A 15075-nucleotide genomic window follows, 5' to 3' on the forward strand; every position below is an offset into this window, starting at 1 on the left:
TAAGTCGTGGTGATAAAAATGATTAATATTTTGTATTTTATTTTTTGTAATTATTGATTTGGTGAATTCATGCTGGCGTTTATTCTTCGCCATTACTGAATGTATATGACTGGAGAGGCGTAAGCCAGGTTCTTTTTGCTCTGGAACCTGGCCAGAAAGCAGAGCTGAGGGGTTACTTTTCTCCCATCATGACCTGCAGCTTGTCGGCTTCAGGCAGCCCGACCACCTGCTGCAGCATATTATCTTTGTTCATGTAGTAAATGGCCGGCGTTGCGTTCGCGCCGAGTTCATCCATTAGCTGCTGATTCTCGCTGACGATCTTCATTTTTTCCGGGGAGAGATGAGCCGGGAGCTTAATAGGCATTTTACCGGCGGATTGTTCGTAATCACGCCAGGTTTTCGCCGGATCCTGGGTGGCGAGAATTGCGGCGGCCGTTGCCGGGCTTTCGGGTTTGATGACGCCAACCAACAGCGTGCGAATCTGTACTTTGCCTGACTCTACCCACGGACGCGCCTGTTGCCAGAATTGCAGGCAGTACGGGCAGAAGGGATCGGCAAAGACATACAGAATGATCGGCGCCTCCTTTTTCCCTTCCTGTAGCCAGCTGGCGGCCTCCATTTTCTTCCACATCGCCTGGCCTGCCGGCGTATAGAGCTCTTTCTGGAACAGCTGCTCGCTCAGGTTGTTGCCATTTTCATCGTACATATAGCCGGAAATGGCGTGCTTGCCGTCGGGGGTCAGATAGATAGCGACCCCCATATCCTGATACTTCCCCAGCCATCCCTTCACTCCACCCGGCGCTTCAAAGGGCTTAATAATGGTAATTCCCTGTTTTTCTATCGCTTTTACGGGAGCCGGGAGATCTTCAGCCTGGCAGAAAAAGGGTAAAAAACTCAGAAAAAACAGACGCTTTAACATGATTATTCCTTTTAAATCAATGTATAAGGTGGAAAGATGATGAAGCCTATCACAGCTATAGGTAAGACCTGCTCGCGGGCGGATTGCCCTTTAATACTGCGGATGGTGTAATCGGCCTTGCTGTTACATTAAGGTAATGTAGAGCGCAACACATAGCCAGCTTGTCTGGCACTGAACCTACCTGCGGGTATTTCAGGTAACGGGGCCGCCTGAACAGGGCGGCCTTTTTACTTTCAGCGCCACGGGATGCAAAAGTAACGAAACGCGGCGATTGTCGCGACGGGTTCACAAAGCTGTCTTGTTCCGGTTGTTAGATATCGCTTATTGATTTGATAATGCAAACGCATTGGTCGAATCAGGAAAAGTTCGTTAACTTAGACCTCAACGAAAACACGGAGGAAGTATAGATGTCCTTGATTAACACTAAAATCAAACCTTTTAAAAACCAGGCATTCAAAAACGGTGAATTCATCGAAGTTACCGAAAAAGACACCGAAGGCCGTTGGAGCGTATTCTTCTTCTATCCGGCAGACTTCACCTTCGTATGCCCGACTGAACTGGGCGACGTTGCAGACCATTACGAAGAACTGCAGAAACTGGGCGTAGACGTGTACTCCGTTTCTACCGATACCCACTTCACCCACAAAGCATGGCACAGCAGCTCTGACACTATCGCGAAAATCAAATATGCGATGATCGGCGACCCGACTGGCGCCCTGACCCGTAACTTCGACAACATGCGTGAAGACGAAGGTCTGGCAGACCGCGCAACCTTCGTTGTTGACCCGCAGGGTATCATCCAGGCTATCGAAGTTACCGCTGAAGGTATCGGCCGCGACGCATCTGACCTGCTGCGTAAAATCAAAGCTGCTCAGTACGTTGCTTCTCACCCAGGCGAAGTTTGCCCGGCGAAATGGAAAGAAGGTGAAGCGACTCTGGCTCCGTCTCTGGACCTGGTCGGTAAAATCTAAAAATTCCGGCGTCTTTCATGCCACAGGTGTGTTGGCAACGCTTAATTACCCCGGTCACTTACTTATGTAAGCTCCCGGGGCTTCATAAGCTTGCCGCCTTCCTGTAACACGAAATGCTTGCGAATTTATCCTCAAGCGGGTGCATCTGCGCCCGTTTTATTCCAACACCATGATGCAAGCCGCATTCAGGCCGTCCGCAAGGCAGCTTGCATGATGATGTTTTTTAAGCAGGAGATTAAAAATGCTCGACACCAACATGAAAACCCAGCTCAAGGCCTACCTTGAGAAACTGACTAAACCTGTTGAGCTGGTTGCCACGCTGGATGACAGCGCAAAATCGGCAGAAATCAAGGAACTGCTGGCTGAAATCGCCGAACTGTCGGAAAAAGTGACCTTCAGAGAAGATAACAGCTTGCCTGTCCGCAAGCCCTCGTTCCTGATTGCCAATCCTGGATCCCTCCAGGGGCCGCGCTTTGCCGGTTCTCCGCTGGGACATGAATTTACCTCTTTGGTGCTGGCGCTGCTGTGGACCGGCGGTCATCCCTCTAAAGAGACCCAGTCACTGCTCGAACAGATCCGCGATCTGGACGGTGATTTTGAGTTTGAAACCTATTACTCGCTCTCTTGTCATAACTGCCCGGATGTCGTGCAGGCGCTGAACCTGATGGCGGTACTGAATCCGCGTATCAAACATACGGCGATTGACGGCGGGACTTTCCAGAATGAGATTACCGACCGCAACGTGATGGGCGTTCCGGCTGTCTTTATGAATGGCCAGGAGTTCGGTCAGGGTCGTATGACGCTGGCGGAAATTGTCGCTAAAGTCGATACCGGCGCCGAAAAACGGGCGGCGGAAGAGCTGAATAAACGCGATGCTTACGATGTGCTGATCGTCGGTTCCGGCCCGTCAGGCGCCGCAGCGGCGGTCTATTCTGCGCGTAAAGGCATTCGTACCGGCCTGATGGGTGAACGTTTCGGTGGCCAGGTGCTGGATACCGTGGATATCGAAAACTACATCTCTGTACCGAAAACGGAAGGGCAGAAGCTGGCCGGGGCGTTAAAAGCGCACGTCAGCGACTATGCTGTGGATGTGATTGACTCTCAGAGCGCATCGAAACTGATTCCGGCTTCGGTAGAAGGCGGCCTGCACCAAATTGAAACGGCCTCCGGCGCGGTGCTGAAAGCACGCAGCGTGATCATCGCCACCGGGGCAAAATGGCGCAACATGAACGTGCCGGGTGAGGATCAGTACCGCACCAAAGGGGTGACCTATTGCCCACACTGCGACGGCCCGCTGTTTAAAGGTAAACGCGTGGCGGTTATCGGCGGCGGTAACTCCGGCGTTGAAGCGGCCATCGATCTGGCAGGTCTGGTAGAACATGTGACCCTGCTGGAGTTCGCGCCGGAAATGAAAGCCGACCAGGTCCTGCAGGATAAAGTCCGCAGCCTGAAAAATGTCGATATCATTCTCAATGCGCAGACCACTGAAGTGACGGGCGATGGTAGCAAAGTGACCGGCCTGCAGTATCGTGACCGGGTCAGCGGTGATGAACACCATATCGAGCTGGCGGGGATTTTCGTGCAGATTGGACTGCTGCCGAACACCAACTGGCTGGAAGGCACCATCGAGCGTAACCGGATGGGTGAAATTATCATCGACGCGAAATGTGAAACCAACGTCAAGGGCGTGTTTGCCGCCGGCGACTGCACAACCGTACCGTACAAACAGATCATTATCGCCGCGGGCGAGGGGGCGAAAGCTTCCCTGAGTTCGTTCGATTATCTGATTCGTACCAAAACCGCATAATAAAGTAAGACTACACCTGCATATAAAAGAGGCTACCCCAGGGTAGCCTCTTCTTTTATCGTTCGGTGTTAGCGAACGACCATCACCGGAATATGGGCGTGGCGGATGACGCTTGAGGCATTAGAGCCAAGTAAGTGCGTGCTGATAGACGGGTTGCGCGAACCAATCACCACCACATCGGCTTTAATTTCGTTCGCCAGTTCATTCACCATGTCCCGCACGTTACCAAAGCGGACGTGCATTTTAATCCGCGAAGGGTCGATGCTGAAATGACCGGCCATTGTTTTCAGACGCGTTTCCGCCTCGTGCTGTAGATGCTCTTCAAAACGGCGCAGATCGGCGGTAAAGCGGCTCATTGTGAAGCTGGACGATCCGGGTAATACGTGGAGCAGGTGAATAATCCCATCCTGCTGGGCCAAAAATTCCGCGTGGCGGACGGCCTTGTCGCTCAACTCCATCTCAAAAACATCAACGGGCATAATGATAGTTTTATACATATGCATTCCTCCTTGTTCGACTGTTTCTATATCAACACATTATAGGAAGATATAGTGTCATTCAGCTCGCAAAACTGTCAGCTCAGACGAAGAGAGGGGTAAAATTTTGTCAGCGCCAGGAGAGAGGGAGGGGGGCAGAAAGAGGATGCGAAGACATCCTCTGAATAAAGCGTGAAACGCCTCAGGCAGCGGGATAATTAACGATGAAACTCACCTGCGGCTTCCGGCTGGTAAATCAGCTCCAGTACTTCGAGATGGGCCGATGCCCCGCCCGGTAATTCCCAGTGGATCGCACTGCCGACTTTCAGGCCGAGCAGCGCGGCACCAACGGGGGCGAGCACGGAAAGTTGGGTTGCGCTGTCGGTCACCTGCGAGGGAAACACCAGTGTCCGCACGCGTTCTTCACCGCTGGTCAAATCGCGAAATCTGACTTTACTGTTCATGCTGACAACATCATGCGGCATCGCTTCGGGCGCCAGCATTTGTGCACGATCCAGTTCGTCGTTCAGCGCATCTGCCACCGGGGAATTCGCGAAAGCCGGCTGTTCGAGCAGCCTGTCGATGCGTTCTGCATCGAGCTCATTAATGATGATTGCGGGTCTGGTCATCGCATACTCCGTGTTATCCAGGAACCTGTCCGTAAAAGAAAACCCTCACCGAAAAGGCAAGGGTTAATGTCGTCCCATCATACTGAGACTTGTCGGCGGTTTGAAGTGATTAAACGCACATTAAGTGATGATCGCCGAAAGGGACATATGAAATTTATGATACTGCCGTCGCAAGTGAAAAATCTGTCTTATCCTTTTTAAGCGGTATCAGGTAGTACCCTTCCAGTACAGGAGACTGAAATGAGCGGTTTTGACAAACTTACTCTTAACGACGGTAGTTATCTGTATTTTAAAGACTGGGGCAGCGGGCAACCGGTGGTGTTCAGCCACGGCTGGCCGTTAACGGCTGATGCTTTTGAAGATCAAATGTTGTTTCTTGGATCGCATGGATTCCGTGTGATTGCTCACGATCGTCGGGGGCATGGTCGTTCGGCGCAGCCCTGGGATGGCCACAACATGGATCGCTATGCCGACGATCTGGCTCAGCTCACCGCCCATCTGAACTTACGTGATGCCATTCATGTCGGACACTCAACCGGCGGCGGTGAAGTCGCGCGTTATATCGGTCGGCACGGGACTGACCGAGTGGCGAAAGCGGTGCTGATTGGCGCCGTGACGCCGATTATGATTCAGACGGATTTTAACCCGAACGGCGTACCCAAAGCGGTCTTCGACAGTATCAGGGAGGGCGTTATCGAGGATCGCGGGGCGTTCTTCTATGAGCTGAGCGCGGCTTTCTACGGCTACAATCGGGACGGCGCCAAAGAGTCAAAAGCGGTACGCGAAGGGTTTGTCGAGCAGGGGTTGCAGGGGTCAATCAAAGCGCTTTATGACTGTATTAAAGCGTTTTCTGAAACCGATCTCCGTGAGGACCTGCGTAAGATGACAATCCCGACGCTGGTGATTCATGGTGATGATGACCAGATTGTCCCGTTTGAAACCTGCGGTAAAGTGGCGGCGCAGCTACTGCCTGACGGCGAATTAAAGGTCTATCAGGGTGGGTCTCACGGGATCTGTACAACCCATAAACACCAGATTAACCAGGATTTGCTCGATTTTATTCGCGCATAATCTACCGGCGGCTTACGCCGCCGAATCATCAGTTGCCGGCTTTATCAATGATAAATTGTTTGCCGCAATTCCCCGGATGAGGCTGGGGCAAGAGGCTATTGGCTGAAAGCGGCTGATTGATGGCCTCCGCTTTGATGGCGATTTGCATTTCGGTTAAATAAGCCGGATTGCCGTTACAGGTCAGCTTAAATGCTTTCACGCTCTGCTGACCATATGCCTGCGCGACCGCGGTATCGAACTCATCGCGGCTGACGCTCTGCCCGTAGTGTTTCGCCAGAAAGAGGCCCAGCGGGCTCTGCTTCACTTCACTATCAAGACGCACCATCGTGCCAAAGTAGCTATCGGGATCGAAGCCAAAGCAGACGCCGTGTTTCGCATACTCATAACGCTCGAGACACGAATTGCCGCCGGCTCCTGGCATTACGCTATTGAGTTTATTCGCCATCTCGAGCGACAGCCCGGTTTCAGCGGCCTGGCATTTACGCCCGGCTTTAACTTCAGGCATGTTGGGGACAGGGCGGGTGGCACAGCCAAAACGCATCCAGCGCCGATCGTCGACGCCCCGGGCAGCAATGGATTTTGGCAAGCCAGGCCAGAGGCCATGTACCGTCAGGAAATCCGCTTTATTCGGTAATTCCTGCTGCAAGCGACACTCTTCCGGCTCGCTACGGTTTCTGTCATGCATGCTCTGGCAGAATCCTGTTTGCCATGACAAAGCCAGTACATAACGGTCGAAATCGCCATACTGCGTTGCGGTGAGTGGTTCAGCGCCGGCCTGGGTTGCCGTCAGTAAAAGGGCAATGGCGACGAAATCCTTCCTGAACATTTTTAATCCTGATAGTGGGTGACAATGATTTACAGGAAATGATTAAAGCATAAAAAAGGCGCCTGCTGGCGCCTTTTCGCGTTTATTAAAGTGCGCTACCGGGCACCAGAACTTCGGTGGCGATAATCACCACCAGCAGACCGACGATAACCGGAACAGAGGTCCGTTTCACTACTTCAAAGGGGGAGATTTTGGCCATCCCGGCAACGGCTACCACCACGCCAGAGACCGGCGAAATAGTCCGACCCAGGTTTGAAGCCTGTAGCATAGGAATGGACAAATAGGCCGGGTTGATGCCTGAAGAGTGGGCTAATTTCGGGATCATCTCGACGAAGGCGTAAAACGGCGCATTACCGGAACCGGTGGTCATTGCCGCCAGCATGGTCAGAATCACCAACACCAGCATTAAAATGATGCTCGCCGAGCCAAATGATGTGGCGATTGAGATCAGGCTATTGATAAAGCCAATGGTGCTCAGGCCCTGAGCAAAGACGCCTGCGGCCACTAACAGCATGACGACGCCGGCGAAAGCATCGGCCATGCCGCGGTAGGCGACTTCCAGTCCGGCGAAAACATTTTTGGTATTAAAGCCGCGAACGAACTCCAGCACGGCCGCCAGCAGCATGCAGAGTACGAGGATGGCAATAATATGCAGCTCCGGGCCCCATTTCCCGTCGAAAATCAGTACGCCGATAATCGGCGTAAAGGGCAGAAGGGCGTAGAAGGAGGGGGCGGTAGTGGTGATCTCATTCACATCAAGCATTTCGTGAACGACATTCTCTTTTTTATCCAGATAGCGCTGCCAGAAGTAGTGGGCAATGGCCATGCTGATAATCGCGACGATGGAGATCGGCAGCGTGGTTTTAAACGCGAAGTCGATGAGCGGCATTTCTGCGGCTTTGGCGGCCAGCACCACGTCGCCGGAGGTCGGAGAGAGGATAATCGCGGCCGGCGAGGCACAAATTGCCGCCGCGGCGCCGCGGCTGATACCGACGTTCACCATCACCGGGAACAGCGTGGCCATCAGCAGAACGCCCAGACCGGTTGCCGAGGAGACGGCCAGCGACATCAGACAGGCCACGAAATAGGCGGCGATCATCAGCAGATAGGGGGAGTTAATATAGCGCAGCGGCTTTGAGGCCAGCTTTACCACCATATCGTTAGCGCCAATATGGGTCATATAGGTGGCGAAGCCGCAGAGCATCATAATCATCATGCCCAAATCGCCGCCGCGGCTCATCAGGAGGATTTTGACGTATTCGATGATATCGGTCGCGGAATACCCCGTGCTTTTCGTATCGCCGGGTAAAATTTTGTGCCCCATCAACGCGCTGACGATGAGTAACGCCAAACCGCCGACGAACAGCACGCCGGTGGCGGAATACCCTTTTATGATATAGCGGGCAACACCCACAATGACCACAACCCCGATCAGGATCTCAACTAGCGTAAGCATTTTTTACCCCTAAGCCTTTTACCCAAAGAATCTGCTAATAAATAAAGTGAAGAGAAAATTAAGTGAGCGAATGTGCCTAATTAATGGGCGAAACATGCTGACGCAAATCAATAAACCGATGAGAACCCTGCAATCATCAGCGGAGGGGCGGCCGCTATCACAAAACGACAAGGTGAAAAGGTTGCTGTTTTTCCGATCATAAATCAGAAACTTACCTAATTTCGTTAAGGTAATATTAAGATTATACTTGTTAACTTATTGCGCTTTAAAATCGATATTGGTAAGAGATAAGTGTTGAGACAACGTCATTTCGTATTGTTTTTTCTTGGTTTTTTGGGGTTAATGCTCTCTTGTGGCGCGGCTAACGCGTCGTTTACGTCGACGATTCGCGATGGGTATAACACCTTAAGTGATAACGTCGTGCAAACCTGGCAGGAACCTGAACACTACGATCTGTATGTTCCCGCGATTACCTGGCATGCCCGCTTTGCCTATGACAAAGAAAAGACCGATGGGTATAACGAGCGTCCGTGGGGGGCTGGATTCGGGGTTTCGCGCTGGGATGATAAAGGTAACTGGCATGGCCTGTACCTGATGGCTTTTAAGGACTCTTTTAACAAATGGGAGCCGATTGGCGGCTATGGCTGGGAGAAAACCTGGCGTCCGTTAGCAGACGACAATTTTCATCTTGGTCTGGGGTACACGCTGGGCGTGACGGCGCGAGATAACTGGAATTACATTCCCATTCCGGTCATTTTGCCACTGGCATCCATTGGTTATGGTCCTGCAACCTTCCAGATGACCTATATCCCCGGGACCTACAACAACGGTAACGTCTACTTTGCCTGGGCCCGTTTTCAGTTTTAGAACCGGCATAACTTAGCAACAAATGAGCTAAGTCGTTTGTCCCGTGAAAAAACAACAACTAAGGCGTGACCTCCTAAAAAAGATAGCGATATTTGTCACTTTTTAATAAAGTTGCACTGGACAAAAGGCATCACAATTGATGTACTGGTGTCCGACACAGTATCAGTGTCGTTTTTTCATATAAAGGTAATTTTGATGTCTAAGATTAAAGGTAACGTTAAGTGGTTTAATGAATCCAAAGGATTCGGTTTCATTACTCCGGAAGATGGCAGCAAAGATGTATTCGTACATTTCTCTGCAATCCAGTCCAACGGTTTCAAAACTCTGGCTGAAGGTCAGCGCGTAGAGTTCGAAATCACTAACGGTGCCAAAGGCCCTTCTGCTGCAAACGTAAACGCTATCTAAGCATTGCGTCAGTAGAATATAAAAACCCGCTAAACGCGGGTTTTTTTTTGCCTGCCGTTAGCGACTGGCTGCGTGGGAAAAGAGCCAGAATGCCGTTGCCGTCATGGCGAATGAGCCTAACAGATTGACCAGAATATTCAGCAGCGCCCAGCTGAAACGGCCCTGTTGCAGCAGGAAAACGACCTCCGATGAGAAGGTTGAAAACGTCGTCAGCCCGCCGCAAAATCCGGTCGTGATCAGCAGTTTCCACATTGGGTCAATGTTTGTCAGGCGGTTAAACCATGCCAGCCCGGCGCCAATGATGAATGCGCCCAGCAGGTTTGCCGCGAGTGTGCCGATGGGAATAGCGTGATGCATTGGATTGAACTTCATTCCAAGCCACCAGCGCAATACGCTGCCGGTACCGCCACCAACAAAAACGGCTAAAAGTAGTTGTGACACTCTCATTCCCTGCTATTTGGTTAATACAGGGGTTTGAGTGTAGCGCGTCAAATACGTCGCTGGCTACGAAATACCTGACGGGAGAAGAGAATGCGGGTTGCTGCGGGACAATTTGCCGTTACGGCGGACTGGCGAGTCAATGCGCGTACCTGCGTGGCGTTGATGAACCAGGCGGCCGGGCAGGGAGTATCATTGCTGGTATTACCGGAAGCGTTGCTGGCGCGCGACGACAGCGATCCGGATCTCTCGGTAAAGTCGGCGCAGGAGATTGATGGCGGTTTTCTGCAGCTGTTGCGTGATGAAAGCCGGAATTATAGTTTAACCACGGTGCTGACGCTGCATGTGCCTTCGGGTGAGGGGCGAGCGACGAATACGCTGGTGGCAATACGCCAGGGCGAGGTTATTGCCCAATATCAGAAGCTCCATTTGTATGACGCGTTTGCGATGCAGGAGTCGCGACTTGTTGATGCCGGGCAACAGATCCCGCCGCTGATTGATGTCGACGGGGTGCGCGTGGGCCTGATGACCTGTTACGATTTACGCTTTCCTGAACTGGCGTTAACGCTGGCACTTAACGGTGCTGAAGTGCTGGTTTTACCCACCGCGTGGGTAAAAGGGCCGATGAAGGAGTATCATTGGGCCACGCTATTGGCGGCCAGGGCTCTGGATACGACCTGCTATATTGTGGCGGCAGGTGAATGCGGAACCCGCAATATTGGTCAGAGCCGCATTATCGACCCGATGGGAACGATAATGGCGGGGGCAGGGGACGGGCCGCAGATGATTACTGCCGACATTTCGACAGCGTCGCTGCGCCAGGTTCGCGAGCGTTTGCCGGTGCTGAAAAACCGCCGCTTTGCGCCACCGCAATTATTGTGATGTTTTTTTAAACAAGGCTTGATTCACCTTGTTACAGATTGCTATTGTGTCCGCGCGTCAAATAGCCGTTAATTGTTCGCGTGTATGATGGCGTATTCGCAGCTTGTTTTAGAGAAGAAGGTTAGCTATGGGTGAGATTAGTATTACCAAACTGCTGGTTGTCGCAGCACTGATTATTTTAGTGTTTGGTACCAAAAAATTACGTACGCTGGGTGGAGACCTGGGTTCCGCTATCAAAGGCTTCAAGAAAGCCATGAACGACGATGACGATAGCGCAAAGAAAACCAGTGCGGAAGAAGACGCTCCGGCACAAAAGCTCTCTCATAAAGAGTAATTAAAGGCGCGTTCCCCGACAGCGGGAGGGCGTAACCGACAGGCGAAAGTCTGGACGTTGAAGAGGCTGCAGCGATAAGCGTTGCGGCCTCTTTTTATTGCTTGTTCGCGAAGATGCGGAAAAAATGCAACCAGTTGTTACCAGTGGTCAGGGAAACGTCAGACGGGCGGGGTAAAAACAGATCGCCGCGCGAAAGCGTCCACGCGGCGATTGCCGGGTAGTGAGTTTTACTTCACTTCCATCCCTTTGGCTTGCAGGTCGGCATGATAAGACGAACGAACGAACGGACCGCAGGCGGCGTGGGTGAAGCCCATCGCCATCGCTTCGGCTTTCATCTCTTCAAACTCGTCCGGGCTAACGTAGCGCTGAACCGGCAGGTGATGGCGGCTTGGCTGCAGATACTGGCCCAGGGTGAGCATGGTCACGCCATGGCGACGCAGGTCGCGCATAACTTCGATGATCTCTTCGTTGGTCTCGCCGAGACCGACCATCAAACCTGATTTAGTCGGGATCTCCGGATGCGCTTCTTTAAAGCGCTCCAGCAGCTTCAGCGACCAGTTATAGTCGGCGCCCGGGCGAACCTGACGATACAGACGCGGCACGTTTTCCAGGTTGTGGTTAAACACATCCGGCGGAGTCACCGTGAGGATATCCAGCGCGCGATCCATACGGCCACGGAAGTCAGGGACCAGGGTCTCAATCTTTATTGTCGGGTTTTTCTCACGAATAGCGCTGATGCAATCGGCAAAGTGCTGAGCGCCGCCGTCGCGAAGATCGTCGCGGTCAACGGAGGTCACGACGACGTAACGCAGGCCCATATCGGCGATAGTTTGCGCGAGTTTCTGCGGTTCGTTGGCATCCGGGGTCACCGGACGACCGTGCGCAACGTCACAGAACGGGCAGCGGCGGGTACAAATCGCGCCGAGGATCATAAAGGTGGCCGTTCCGTGGTTGAAGCATTCCGCAAGGTTTGGGCAAGAAGCTTCTTCGCACACGGAGTGCAAACCGTTCTTACGCATCGCTGCTTTGATTCCCTGGATACGGGACGAGTCAGCCGGAAGTTTGATTTTCATCCATTCCGGTTTTCTGAGCAGAGCTTCACGCTCAGTTGCCACGTTTTTCACCGGGATAAGGGCCATTTTATCGGCGTCGCGGTACTTAACACCGCGTTCCATCACAATGGGTTTACTCATAGCGTGCGTGTTCCAGTTGCGAGTCACGAAGGAAAGCGAATCAATTCAAGGAAATGTTGTAATTATCAACTATTTTTGAATTAAGGACAGGCAGTATACCATTGATATGGGACAGAAAGCAGCCTACCTGTTCGGCAAATTGTAAAATAGTTGTTGTTTTATGCTTATCCTCACGTGCTTTATTGTTTAAACGACTGGCAAACCACCGCGATGACCTGATTCAGCAACGGTTCCTGCGCATTAAGCCGGTAACATCTCAATGCGCTCTTCGGGTCATTCAGCGTCTCGAGCCTTGCCAGCGACCCCGTTCGCGCCAGTAAAGAAAACATCCGCTCCGGCATCAGCCCGAACATATCGCTTTGGCTCACCAGCGGCGCCGCGCATGACATTTAATTGCAGAGATAAGGGCTTAACTCGCGATAATGCGGATGTCGCGCCCCTGTGACAGGGGCGCGAGCCGGCGGGAGTTAAGCGGCGGCAATCATCTCGTGAGGCGGGTTACCGAGTAGGGCCAGCAGGTTGGCTACCAGATGAGGCGCCACCATCTGCGGTTGAATATCCGGCTGCCACTGGCGCATTTGGGCCATCTCCATTCCGGCATAGCCGCAGGGGTTGATCCGCAGGAACGGCGACAGGTCCATCGCAATATTCAGCGCCAGCCCGTGAAACGAACAACCTTTCCGGATACGCAAACCCAGAGAGCAGATTTTTTGCTCGCCGACATAGACACCGGGCGCATCGGCGCGTGGATGTGATTCAATCGCGTATTCCGCCAGCGTATTAACCACGGTCTGTTCCAGCAGTGTCACCAGTTCGCGCACGCCCAGTTTCCGGCGCTTGAGGTTCAGCAGAACATACATCACCTGTTGCCCTGGCCCGTGGTAGGTCACCTGGCCGCCGCGATCGCTTTGAATGACCGGAATATCTCCCGGAACCAGCACGTGTTCGGCTTTTCCCGCCTGGCCTTGAGTAAAGACCGGAGGGTGTTCTACCAGCCAGATTTCGTCCAGCGTGCTGTCGTCGCGGGTATCGGTAAATTCATGCATCGCCTGCGAGACCGGTTCGTAAGGTTGCAGGCCAAGTTGACGGATAAGGATTTTGTTATGCTGCAAAACAACGTCTCCGCAGAGAGAGAAGTGACTTGAGGGGGGAGTATATCACAGCACAGCGGGGAGAGATGACCCGGCGCAGGACCGGGTCTGGGAATGGGTTACAGCACCATCCGGACGATATCGATATTGCCCAGCTCTTCGTACAGGGTTTCGACCTGCTCGATATGGGTTGCGTTGATGGTGATAGAAACTGAGTGGTAGTTCCCTTTGCTGCTCGGTTTTACCTGTGGAGAGTAATCACCCGGCGCATGGCGCTGTACCACTTCCACCACCTGATCAACCAGCTCAGGCAACGCCTGCCCCATTACTTTGTAAGTAAATGGAGTAGGGAATTCAAGCAGTTCGTTAAGTTTGGTTTTCATGTCAGCTCCGGTGTTACGACAAAAAATAATAACTCCCACGAAGCGTGGGAGTTATCAGGTTACTTTGATGATTAGTATATGGGGATGTAAATCACACTTTCAAGCGTTCGATTTTTAACCAAACCAGTGGTGGAACATTAACTTGATGTAATCAATCATTTTTCCGAAGAAATTGCCTTCAGGAATTTCTTGCAGGACCACCAGAGGGCGCTGATCGATGGTTTTACCATCCAGCTGGAAGTTAATGGTGCCGACAACCTGGTTTTTCTGCAGCGGGGCGTGCAGTTCGGTATTGTTCAGCACATAGCTGGCTTTCAGATCTTTCATGCGGCCACGAGGGATAGTCAGATAAACGTCTTTATCGACACCCAGCGAAGCGCGATCGCTGTCGCCAAACCAGGCCGGTTCAGAAGAGAACTCTTTCCCGGCTTTTAGCGGATTGACGGTTTCGAAGAAGCGGAAGCCCCAGGTCAGCAGCTTTTTGCTTTCGGATTCGCGACCTTTATAGGTGCGGCCGCCCATGACGGCGGAGATCAGACGCATCTGGCCTTCGGTCGCCGAGGCCACGAGGTTATAGCCCGCTTTGTCGGTATGCCCGGTTTTAATCCCGTCGACGTTCAGGCTGTTATCCCACAGCAAACCATTACGGTTCAGCTGACGAATGCCGTTAAAGGTGAACTCTTTTTCTTTATAGATGGTGTATTCGTTCGGTACATCGCGGATCAGCGCCTGGCCAATCAGGGCCATATCGCGCGCAGAGCTGTACTGGCCGTCGGCATCGAGGCCGTGAACGGTCTGGAAGTGGCTGTTTTTCAGGCCCAGCGCATTGACGTAGCTGTTCATCAGGCTGACGAAGGCATCCTGGCTGCCAGCAACATAGTCGGCCATGGCGACGCAGGCATCGTTACCTGACTGCAGGTTGATGCCGCGGATCAGCTGAGAAACCGGAACCTGCATACCCGGCTTGAGGAACATCAGTGAAGAGCCTTTAAACACCGGGTTACCGGTTGCCCACGCATCGTTACCCACCGTCACCAGGTCGGTTTCTTTAAATTTTCCCGCTTTCATGGCCTGACCGATGACGTAGCTGGTCATCATTTTGGTCAGACTCGCCGGGTCACGGCGGGAATCAGCGTTATTCTCCGCCAGCACTTTGCCCGAATTGTAATCAATAAGAATCCAGGATTCGGCATCAATCTGCGGCGCGCCTGGGATCATGGTTTTGAGATTCAGGTCATCGGCGTGGGCAGCGGAGGAGAGCGCTGCAACGGAGAGGGCCGTAACGAGTAAACGTGCGGTGAAAGAGGTCTTCATGGTCAGAACAACG

Annotated in this window: 18 protein-coding genes; 7 read left to right on the forward strand and 11 right to left on the reverse strand. The window is 52.6% G+C overall.

Features of this window, described 5'->3' with window-relative positions; genetic code table 11:
• Window positions 1–172 precede the first annotated feature (172 nt).
• Complete coding sequence (gene dsbG, locus MC50_RS15675) at window positions 173–919, reverse strand: thiol:disulfide interchange protein DsbG (protein WP_032688896.1); 747 nt, start codon at window positions 917–919, stop codon at window positions 173–175.
• Window positions 920–1326: 407 nt separating this feature from the next.
• Here dsbG and ahpC point away from each other — a divergent pair, with 407 nt between their 5' ends.
• Both ahpC and ahpF read left to right on the forward strand, forming a co-directional pair.
• Window positions 1327–1890: an alkyl hydroperoxide reductase subunit C gene (ahpC, locus tag MC50_RS15680; RefSeq protein ID WP_004859485.1), complete on the forward strand. Its 564-nt coding sequence runs from the start codon at window positions 1327–1329 to the stop codon at window positions 1888–1890.
• Window positions 1891–2131: 241 nt separating this feature from the next.
• Window positions 2132–3697, forward strand: a complete 1566-nt coding sequence (gene ahpF / locus MC50_RS15685; RefSeq protein WP_032688894.1) for an alkyl hydroperoxide reductase subunit F — start codon at window positions 2132–2134, stop codon at window positions 3695–3697.
• Window positions 3698–3765: 68 nt separating this feature from the next.
• Here ahpF and uspG read toward each other — a convergent pair whose 3' ends face one another.
• Complete coding sequence (gene uspG / locus MC50_RS15690; RefSeq protein WP_004859493.1) at window positions 3766–4194, reverse strand: universal stress protein UspG; 429 nt, start codon at window positions 4192–4194, stop codon at window positions 3766–3768.
• A 197-nt stretch (window positions 4195–4391) separates the two neighbouring features.
• The gene (rnk, locus tag MC50_RS15695; RefSeq protein WP_064793129.1) at window positions 4392–4802 is read right to left on the reverse strand and encodes a nucleoside diphosphate kinase regulator; all 411 of its coding nucleotides are present in this window, start codon (window positions 4800–4802) and stop codon (window positions 4392–4394) included.
• 240 nt (window positions 4803–5042) lie between these two features.
• Here rnk and MC50_RS15700 point away from each other — a divergent pair, with 240 nt between their 5' ends.
• Window positions 5043–5873: an alpha/beta fold hydrolase gene (locus MC50_RS15700; RefSeq protein WP_032688892.1), complete on the forward strand. Its 831-nt coding sequence runs from the start codon at window positions 5043–5045 to the stop codon at window positions 5871–5873.
• 28 nt (window positions 5874–5901) lie between these two features.
• Here MC50_RS15700 and rna read toward each other — a convergent pair whose 3' ends face one another.
• Both rna and dcuC read right to left on the reverse strand, forming a co-directional pair.
• Window positions 5902–6699, reverse strand: a complete 798-nt coding sequence (gene rna / locus MC50_RS15705) for a ribonuclease I (RefSeq protein ID WP_032688891.1) — start codon at window positions 6697–6699, stop codon at window positions 5902–5904.
• An 85-nt stretch (window positions 6700–6784) separates the two neighbouring features.
• Window positions 6785–8155, reverse strand: coding sequence for an anaerobic C4-dicarboxylate transporter DcuC (gene dcuC / locus MC50_RS15710; protein ID WP_032688890.1), 1371 nt, complete (start codon window positions 8153–8155; stop codon window positions 6785–6787).
• Window positions 8156–8446: 291 nt separating this feature from the next.
• Between dcuC and pagP the strand changes: the two genes are divergently transcribed.
• Window positions 8447–9022, forward strand: a complete 576-nt coding sequence (gene pagP / locus MC50_RS15715) for a lipid IV(A) palmitoyltransferase PagP (RefSeq protein WP_032688888.1) — start codon at window positions 8447–8449, stop codon at window positions 9020–9022.
• 195 nt (window positions 9023–9217) lie between these two features.
• Window positions 9218–9427, forward strand: a complete 210-nt coding sequence (gene cspE, locus MC50_RS15720; protein ID WP_004859511.1) for a transcription antiterminator/RNA stability regulator CspE — start codon at window positions 9218–9220, stop codon at window positions 9425–9427.
• 57 nt (window positions 9428–9484) lie between these two features.
• Here cspE and crcB read toward each other — a convergent pair whose 3' ends face one another.
• Window positions 9485–9868, reverse strand: a complete 384-nt coding sequence (gene crcB / locus MC50_RS15725) for a fluoride efflux transporter CrcB (protein WP_004859513.1) — start codon at window positions 9866–9868, stop codon at window positions 9485–9487.
• Between the two features lie 90 nt (window positions 9869–9958).
• On the opposite strand from crcB, the gene MC50_RS15730 reads away from it, so the two are divergent.
• Window positions 9959–10747: a deaminated glutathione amidase gene (locus tag MC50_RS15730; protein ID WP_032688887.1), complete on the forward strand. Its 789-nt coding sequence runs from the start codon at window positions 9959–9961 to the stop codon at window positions 10745–10747.
• Between the two features lie 127 nt (window positions 10748–10874).
• Entirely contained in the window at window positions 10875–11081 is a 207-nt protein-coding gene (tatE, locus tag MC50_RS15735; protein WP_004859519.1) for a twin-arginine translocase subunit TatE, read from the forward strand.
• A gap of 227 nt (window positions 11082–11308) precedes the next feature.
• Here the strand turns inward: tatE and lipA are convergent, their stop codons facing one another.
• The 5 genes from lipA to dacA form a co-directional block, all read right to left on the reverse strand.
• On the reverse strand, window positions 11309–12274 hold the full coding sequence (gene lipA, locus MC50_RS15740; RefSeq protein WP_004859521.1) for a lipoyl synthase: 966 nt from the start codon (window positions 12272–12274) through the stop codon (window positions 11309–11311).
• 179 nt (window positions 12275–12453) lie between these two features.
• The gene (locus MC50_RS15750; RefSeq protein ID WP_174977722.1) at window positions 12454–12642 is read right to left on the reverse strand and encodes a hypothetical protein; all 189 of its coding nucleotides are present in this window, start codon (window positions 12640–12642) and stop codon (window positions 12454–12456) included.
• 99 nt (window positions 12643–12741) lie between these two features.
• The gene (gene lipB, locus MC50_RS15755; protein ID WP_032688884.1) at window positions 12742–13386 is read right to left on the reverse strand and encodes a lipoyl(octanoyl) transferase LipB; all 645 of its coding nucleotides are present in this window, start codon (window positions 13384–13386) and stop codon (window positions 12742–12744) included.
• A gap of 98 nt (window positions 13387–13484) precedes the next feature.
• Window positions 13485–13748 (reverse strand): DUF493 family protein YbeD, encoded by a 264-nt coding sequence (ybeD, locus tag MC50_RS15760; RefSeq protein WP_004859527.1) that lies wholly within the window; start codon window positions 13746–13748, stop codon window positions 13485–13487.
• A gap of 114 nt (window positions 13749–13862) precedes the next feature.
• Window positions 13863–15062, reverse strand: a complete 1200-nt coding sequence (gene dacA / locus MC50_RS15765) for a D-alanyl-D-alanine carboxypeptidase DacA (RefSeq protein ID WP_015584896.1) — start codon at window positions 15060–15062, stop codon at window positions 13863–13865.
• Between the last annotated feature and the right edge of the window lie 13 nt (window positions 15063–15075).

The organism is Klebsiella planticola (assembly GCF_000783935.2).
Classification (GTDB): domain Bacteria; phylum Pseudomonadota; class Gammaproteobacteria; order Enterobacterales; family Enterobacteriaceae; genus Klebsiella; species Klebsiella planticola.

Bases quoted from the DNA above. Each gene is read 5' to 3' on its own strand.
- dsbG (WP_032688896.1), bottom strand. From the start codon at position 919: ATGTTAAAGCGTCTGTTTTTTCTGAGTTTTTTACCCTTTTTCTGCCAG.
- ahpC (WP_004859485.1), top strand. From the start codon at position 1,327: ATGTCCTTGATTAACACTAAAATCAAACCTTTTAAAAACCAGGCATTC.
- ahpF (WP_032688894.1), top strand. From the start codon at position 2,132: ATGCTCGACACCAACATGAAAACCCAGCTCAAGGCCTACCTTGAGAAA.
- uspG (WP_004859493.1), bottom strand. From the start codon at position 4,194: ATGTATAAAACTATCATTATGCCCGTTGATGTTTTTGAGATGGAGTTG.
- rnk (WP_064793129.1), bottom strand. From the start codon at position 4,802: ATGACCAGACCCGCAATCATCATTAATGAGCTCGATGCAGAACGCATC.
- MC50_RS15700 (WP_032688892.1), top strand. From the start codon at position 5,043: ATGAGCGGTTTTGACAAACTTACTCTTAACGACGGTAGTTATCTGTAT.
- rna (WP_032688891.1), bottom strand. From the start codon at position 6,699: ATGTTCAGGAAGGATTTCGTCGCCATTGCCCTTTTACTGACGGCAACC.
- dcuC (WP_032688890.1), bottom strand. From the start codon at position 8,155: ATGCTTACGCTAGTTGAGATCCTGATCGGGGTTGTGGTCATTGTGGGT.
- cspE (WP_004859511.1), top strand. From the start codon at position 9,218: ATGTCTAAGATTAAAGGTAACGTTAAGTGGTTTAATGAATCCAAAGGA.
- MC50_RS15730 (WP_032688887.1), top strand. From the start codon at position 9,959: ATGCGGGTTGCTGCGGGACAATTTGCCGTTACGGCGGACTGGCGAGTC.
- tatE (WP_004859519.1), top strand. From the start codon at position 10,875: ATGGGTGAGATTAGTATTACCAAACTGCTGGTTGTCGCAGCACTGATT.
- lipA (WP_004859521.1), bottom strand. From the start codon at position 12,274: ATGAGTAAACCCATTGTGATGGAACGCGGTGTTAAGTACCGCGACGCC.
- ybeD (WP_004859527.1), bottom strand. From the start codon at position 13,748: ATGAAAACCAAACTTAACGAACTGCTTGAATTCCCTACTCCATTTACT.
- dacA (WP_015584896.1), bottom strand. From the start codon at position 15,062: ATGAAGACCTCTTTCACCGCACGTTTACTCGTTACGGCCCTCTCCGTT.